The 5,243-nt window shown below is 54.2% G+C and carries 5 protein-coding genes and 1 pseudogene; all 6 read left to right on the top strand.

Annotated elements, in window-relative coordinates; translation table 11 throughout:
* Positions 1–535, top strand: a 535-nt coding sequence (locus G113_RS19050; protein WP_005909685.1) for a type IV pilus inner membrane component PilO, incomplete at its 5' end; no start/stop codon positions are given.
* A complete protein-coding gene (locus G113_RS19045; RefSeq protein WP_005909684.1) occupies positions 532–1,065 on the top strand; it encodes a pilus assembly protein PilP in 534 nt (177 codons plus the stop codon). The genes G113_RS19050 and G113_RS19045, both read left to right, overlap by 4 nt.
* 71 nt (positions 1,066–1,136) lie before the next feature.
* The gene (locus tag G113_RS19040) at positions 1,137–3,200 is read left to right on the top strand and encodes a type IV pilus secretin PilQ (RefSeq protein ID WP_040319402.1); all 2,064 of its coding nucleotides are present in this window, start codon (positions 1,137–1,139) and stop codon (positions 3,198–3,200) included.
* A 191-nt stretch (positions 3,201–3,391) separates the two neighbouring features.
* Positions 3,392–3,910, top strand: coding sequence for a shikimate kinase AroK (aroK, locus tag G113_RS19035; RefSeq protein ID WP_005909680.1), 519 nt, complete (start codon positions 3,392–3,394; stop codon positions 3,908–3,910).
* Between the two features lie 14 nt (positions 3,911–3,924).
* The gene (gene aroB, locus G113_RS19030) at positions 3,925–5,004 is read left to right on the top strand and encodes a 3-dehydroquinate synthase (RefSeq protein WP_005909678.1); all 1,080 of its coding nucleotides are present in this window, start codon (positions 3,925–3,927) and stop codon (positions 5,002–5,004) included.
* Positions 4,997–5,243, top strand: a pseudogene (locus G113_RS19025) (cell division protein DamX); the annotation flags it as partial. The gene aroB and the pseudogene G113_RS19025, both read left to right, overlap by 8 nt.

The raw sequence follows: 5,243 nt of genomic DNA, 5'->3' as shown, positions 1-5,243 counted from the left end.
GGGCGATTCACTCATCCTGTTTGGTTGCATCTTGCTTGGCGGCGCGATTTATTACTATGTGATAAACAATTCTATGACCGCGTTGACTCAGGAACAGAATAAAGAGAAAGAACTCAAGGCACAGTTTGAGAGCAAGGCGATGCTGGCGGCTAGCTTGCCTGCCTATAAAAAACAGCTGGTCGAGTTGGAGCAACTGGTTGATACCCAGCTCAAGCAGTTGCCCAACACCCATGAGGTTGCCGGGTTGCTTGATGACATCAGCTTCATCGCCACCGACAACGGTCTAAAACTCAATCGTATTCACTGGGAAGCCGAGGCGCCTCATGAATTCTCCACCGAATTACCAATGCGCATTGAGGTAGCTGGCACTTATCACGAGATAGGCAAGTTTACGGCAGCCATGGCGGCCCTGCCGCGTATCGTCATTCTGGACTCTTTCACCCTGAGTCATGGCGCGAACAGCGACATCATCGCCATGTCCATGCTGGCCAAAACCTATAAATACAATGGCAATGCTGGGGGGCAGAAAAAATGAGGCAGCTCACCAAGTATTGGTTTGTGTTATTGCTGGCTGGTTGTAACAGCCAAGAGAATATGGATGGCTATATCAGCCAGATCAAGGCCAGGCCACCGATAGCCATAGAACCACTGCCCGTCATAACGCCGTTCTCTCCCCTGCATTATGAATCGATTGATAAACGAAACCCCTTCAGTGAACCCCAGCCAGAGAGTCGTGCTGGCGTTGAACAAAAAGTAAAAGCAGACTGTGCCCAGATAGTGGCCAATAGACCCAAGGAGGTGCTTGAGAATTATTCGCTGGCGAGTCTGGCCATGCAGGGCACCATGGGTAAACAGGGTCAGTTGTGGGCACTCATCCGCACGCCGGATGGTCAATCCATGCGCATGGGGTTGAATCATTACATGGGCCTGGATCAGGGACGGGTCATCAGGATCACCAATACAGCTGTGGATTTGCTAGAAACAGTACCCGACGGAAAGGGATGTTGGGTAACACGAGAAACGCAGTTGGTGATGGCCAATATGGAAGCAAAAAATAATCAGTGATGAGCATGAAGCATTGCCGCTGGTGATGGTCCATCTTCTTGAAGCGAAACGATAATCAGGGATGAGCGTCGATGAGAATAACAACAGCAATAACATTCAGGGTGGCTGCGCTGTTACTGGGCAGTTTGTTTCATCCGGCATGGGCGATCCCGACCTTGCAGGAGGTAAAAGTAAACCCCCTGTTAGCCGATCAACTCTTGTTGGAGTTGAGCTTTAGCGAGCCGGTTTCAGGTTTTACCGACCGGCTGGGTTACCAGCCTAATCAGTTGATGCTGCACATCCCGGGAGCGGTAGGAGCGCTGAAGGTCAACCCACTGCCCATCAAGCAGGAGGGGGTCGACAGCGTCAAGGTCGATGGCAAAGGAACAGGACTTGATATACAGATTGCCTTGGACAGGTTGATGCCTTATCAAGTGCATCAGCAAGGCAACAAGTTGCTCATCTCCCTCGGCGACAAGGCGGCCAAACCCGTACCTATGCCTGTTGCCAAGGCACCCATCATGTTACCCGCCACCAAAGCCAACACTGGTGATGCCTATTTCAACTCGGTCAAGGGGGTCGATTTTCGTCGTGGTAAAGATGGTCAGGGCGAATTTCTGGTGCGGCTGGATAACAGCTCGGCAGCCGTGGATGTCAGTAGTACAGGGCAGAAAGTGGTGGCCAAGTTTCACGGTACCCGGATCCCGGACGATCAGCTGAACCTCATCAATGTACAAGACTTCGCCACCCCAGTGTCCCAAGTTGAGGCATTTCGCCAGGGTAATGACACCCGATTCGAGCTATCGGTAAATGGCCAGTTTGATTTTCGCTACGATCAGGCGGACAAGTTGTTCATCATAGAAGTGAAAAAGCGCGCGCCAGTCGGCTCTGTCGCCAAACAGTATAAAGGCAAACCCATCTCCCTGAATTTTCAGGACATACCGGTACGAACCGTGTTGCAACTCATCGCCGATTTCAACAACCTCAACCTGGTAACCACGGATTCAGTCTCCGGAAATATCACCCTTCGCCTCGACGGTGTGCCCTGGGAGCAGGCGCTTGACATCATTCTCAAGGTGCGTGGCCTCGACAAGCGTCTCGATGACAACATCTTGCTGGTGGCCCCGGCAGAAGAGATAGCGGCCCGGGAGAAGCAGCAGTTGGAGAGCCGCAACCAAGTGGCAGATTTGGCGCCGCTCTATACCGAATATATGCAGATCAACTATGCCAAGGCGTCGGAAGTGGCGGCCCTGCTCTCCTCCGAGAGTACCAAGCTGCTCTCGGCCAAAGGCGCCGTGAGCGTGGATGAGCGTACCAACGTGCTGGTGGTAAAAGACACCGCAGACGTGATCAGCAACATCAAACGCATGTTGGATATCCTCGATATCCCGGTCAAGCAGGTGGTTATTGAAGCCAGGATGGTGACTATAGATGACGGCTTTGATGAGGCGCTCGGGGTACGCTGGGGGGTGACCAAGAACGATGGCCATGGCAATAGCACATCGGGTTCGATAGAGGGGAATGATAGTTTGAATGGCACTGGTACAGCGGGCAGCGTCGAGGACAGGTTAAACGTCAATCTACCTGTCACCAACGCCGCCGGCACCCTGGCTTTCCAGGTGGCTCGTCTGGCCAATGGTACCTTGCTGGATCTCGAGTTGTCGGCGCTGGAAAAAGAGAGCAAGGCAGAGATTATCGCGAGCCCGAGAGTCACCACGGCAAACCAGAAACCAGCATTGATTGAACAGGGTACCGAGATCCCCTATGTGGAGTCCTCATCAAGCGGTGCGACCTCGGTCACCTTCAAAAAAGCCGTGCTGAGCCTCAAAGTGACACCGCAGATAACGCCGGACAACAGGGTCATCCTCGACTTGACGGTGACCCAGGATACTAAAGGCGAAACGGTGCCGACGGGGACAGGTGATGCCGTCTCCATCAATGCCCAGTCCATCACCACTCAGGTGCTGGTAAACAATGGCGAGACACTGGTGCTTGGCGGCATCTATCAGCAGACGATCAAAAACGATGTCAGCAAGGTGCCTCTGCTTGGCGACATCCCTGGCCTTGGCGCCCTGTTTCGCAAGACCACCAGCGAGAACAAGAAGCGCGAGTTGCTGATTTTTGTGACGCCCAGGATAGTTACCGACAAGTTTTGAATGCTTTACATATCGGGGTAAAACACATATAACCTTACGCCCCAATGAGGCTGGGGCGTAAGGTCTGCGGTTGCCAGTCCTGATTTCTATTGAGATAATCCCCCTCCTGATCCATCGCAAGATAAGGTTCATAGGTACCCCGATCCATAGTTCATCGGGGTCGTACAGTTTGTAATTACTAATGAAAAGACATGGCTGAGAAACGCAATATTTTCCTGATAGGTCCCATGGGTGCGGGCAAGAGCACCATAGGTAGACATCTGGCAGAACAACTGCATATGGAGTTTTTCGACTCAGATCATGAAATTGAGCGCCGCAGTGGTGCCGATATCAGCTGGGTGTTCGATGTTGAAGGCGAAGAAGGTTTCCGGATTCGCGAAGAGAAGGTGATCGGCGATCTGTCCGAGCAGCAAGGCATAGTGCTGGCGACAGGCGGTGGTGCAATCAAGAGCCGCGAAACCCGCAACAAGCTCTCTGCCCGCGGCATTGTCGTTTACCTCGAAACCACCATTGAAAAGCAACTGGCGCGCACACAGAGAGACAAGCGCAGGCCCTTGCTACAGACCGAAGAGCCGCCCCGTGAAGTGCTGGAGCGTCTGGCGTACGAGCGCAATGCCCTCTATGAGGAAGTGGCTGACTTTGTTATCCACACCGATGATCAGAGTGCTAAAATCGTTGCCAATCAAATCGTCAAGCTAATCGGTATGTAATGTCGAGGACGTCCATGGAAAGGTTGAAGGTCGAACTGGGTGAGCGTTCTTACCCGATAGAAATAGCGGCTGGACTGCTGCAGCGCCCCGACGTGCTGACTCAGGCCATCAAGGGTAAGCGGGTCATGATAGTGACCAACACCGTGGTGGCTCCCCTCTATCTCGAGCGGGTGAGTCAGCTACTGGCGGACTATCAGGTAGAACACCTGATCCTGCCGGACGGCGAGGCGCACAAGACGCTGGCGACTTTCGAGCGCATCATGTCAGCGCTGCTTGAGACCAACCATGGACGTGATACTACCCTGATCGCCCTGGGTGGGGGTGTGATTGGGGATGTGGTGGGCTTTGCGGCCGCCAGCTTCCAACGCGGTATCCCCTTCATCCAGGTCCCCACCACCCTTCTCTCCCAGGTCGACTCCTCCGTTGGCGGCAAAACTGCCGTGAATCACCCTCTCGGCAAGAACATGATAGGCGCCTTCTATCAACCCAAGCTGGTCGTCATCGATACTGAGTGCCTGCAGACGCTGCCCGAGCGAGAATTCGCCGCTGGCATGGCTGAGGTGATCAAGTACGGCATCATCTGGGATGCTGATTTCTTCAGTTGGCTGGAGCAGAACATGTCCCGGCTGCAGCAACAGGACCCGGTCGCGTTGGCTCATGCCATCAAGCGCTGCTGCGAGATCAAGGCCGATGTGGTTGCCGAAGATGAGACTGAGCACGGTGTAAGGGCTCTGCTCAACCTGGGCCATACCTTTGGCCATGCCATCGAAGCAGAGCAGGGTTATGGCAACTGGTTGCATGGCGAGGCCGTTGCTGCCGGCATCATGCAAGCGGCGGCCACAGCGCAGTTGCGTGGTCAGTTGAGCGCCGAGCAACAAGAACGGATCCGTGCCCTGCTGCTGGCTGCCAAGTTGCCGGTGAAGGGACCTGCCGATATGAATTTTGATACCTACCTGCGCCACATGCGCCGAGACAAGAAAGTGCTTGCTGGCAAGTTGCGTCTGGTATTGCCGGTGGGAATTGGCCATGCCGAAGTGGTGGCCGATGTGTCTGATGCTCAATTGCAATCGGTGATCGAGTCCGAATGTGAGTAAGTTGCTCCAATTTCCCTCTCAGCGGCAGCTGGTCGAACGGCTGCTGCATCTGATTGAATTCAATCACCCTTTTATATTCCTATCCGGTCCAGCCGGCAGCGGCCGCGCTACCCTCTGCGAGCTGTTGCTGACCCGTTTGCCTGAGAAGGTGATGGTGGTGAGCCTGATCGGTCGCCCCGACATGAAGATGGCCGAGGTGCGTCAGCTGCTGCTTGAGCAGATAGTCGACAAACCCCTGT

It is taken from the genome of Aeromonas molluscorum 848, from assembly GCF_000388115.1.
GTDB lineage: Bacteria > Pseudomonadota > Gammaproteobacteria > Enterobacterales > Aeromonadaceae > Aeromonas > Aeromonas molluscorum.
The sequence above is the reverse complement of the archived record's forward strand: the minus strand, read 5'-3'. Positions and strand labels throughout refer to the sequence as shown.

What these genes read in the sequence shown, in the direction of transcription:
- G113_RS19045 (WP_005909684.1), top strand. Translation starts at nt 532, where the DNA reads ATGAGGCAGCTCACCAAGTATTGGTTTGTGTTATTGCTGGCTGGTTGT.
- G113_RS19040 (WP_040319402.1), top strand. Translation starts at nt 1,137, where the DNA reads ATGAGAATAACAACAGCAATAACATTCAGGGTGGCTGCGCTGTTACTG.
- aroK (WP_005909680.1), top strand. Translation starts at nt 3,392, where the DNA reads ATGGCTGAGAAACGCAATATTTTCCTGATAGGTCCCATGGGTGCGGGC.
- aroB (WP_005909678.1), top strand. Translation starts at nt 3,925, where the DNA reads ATGGAAAGGTTGAAGGTCGAACTGGGTGAGCGTTCTTACCCGATAGAA.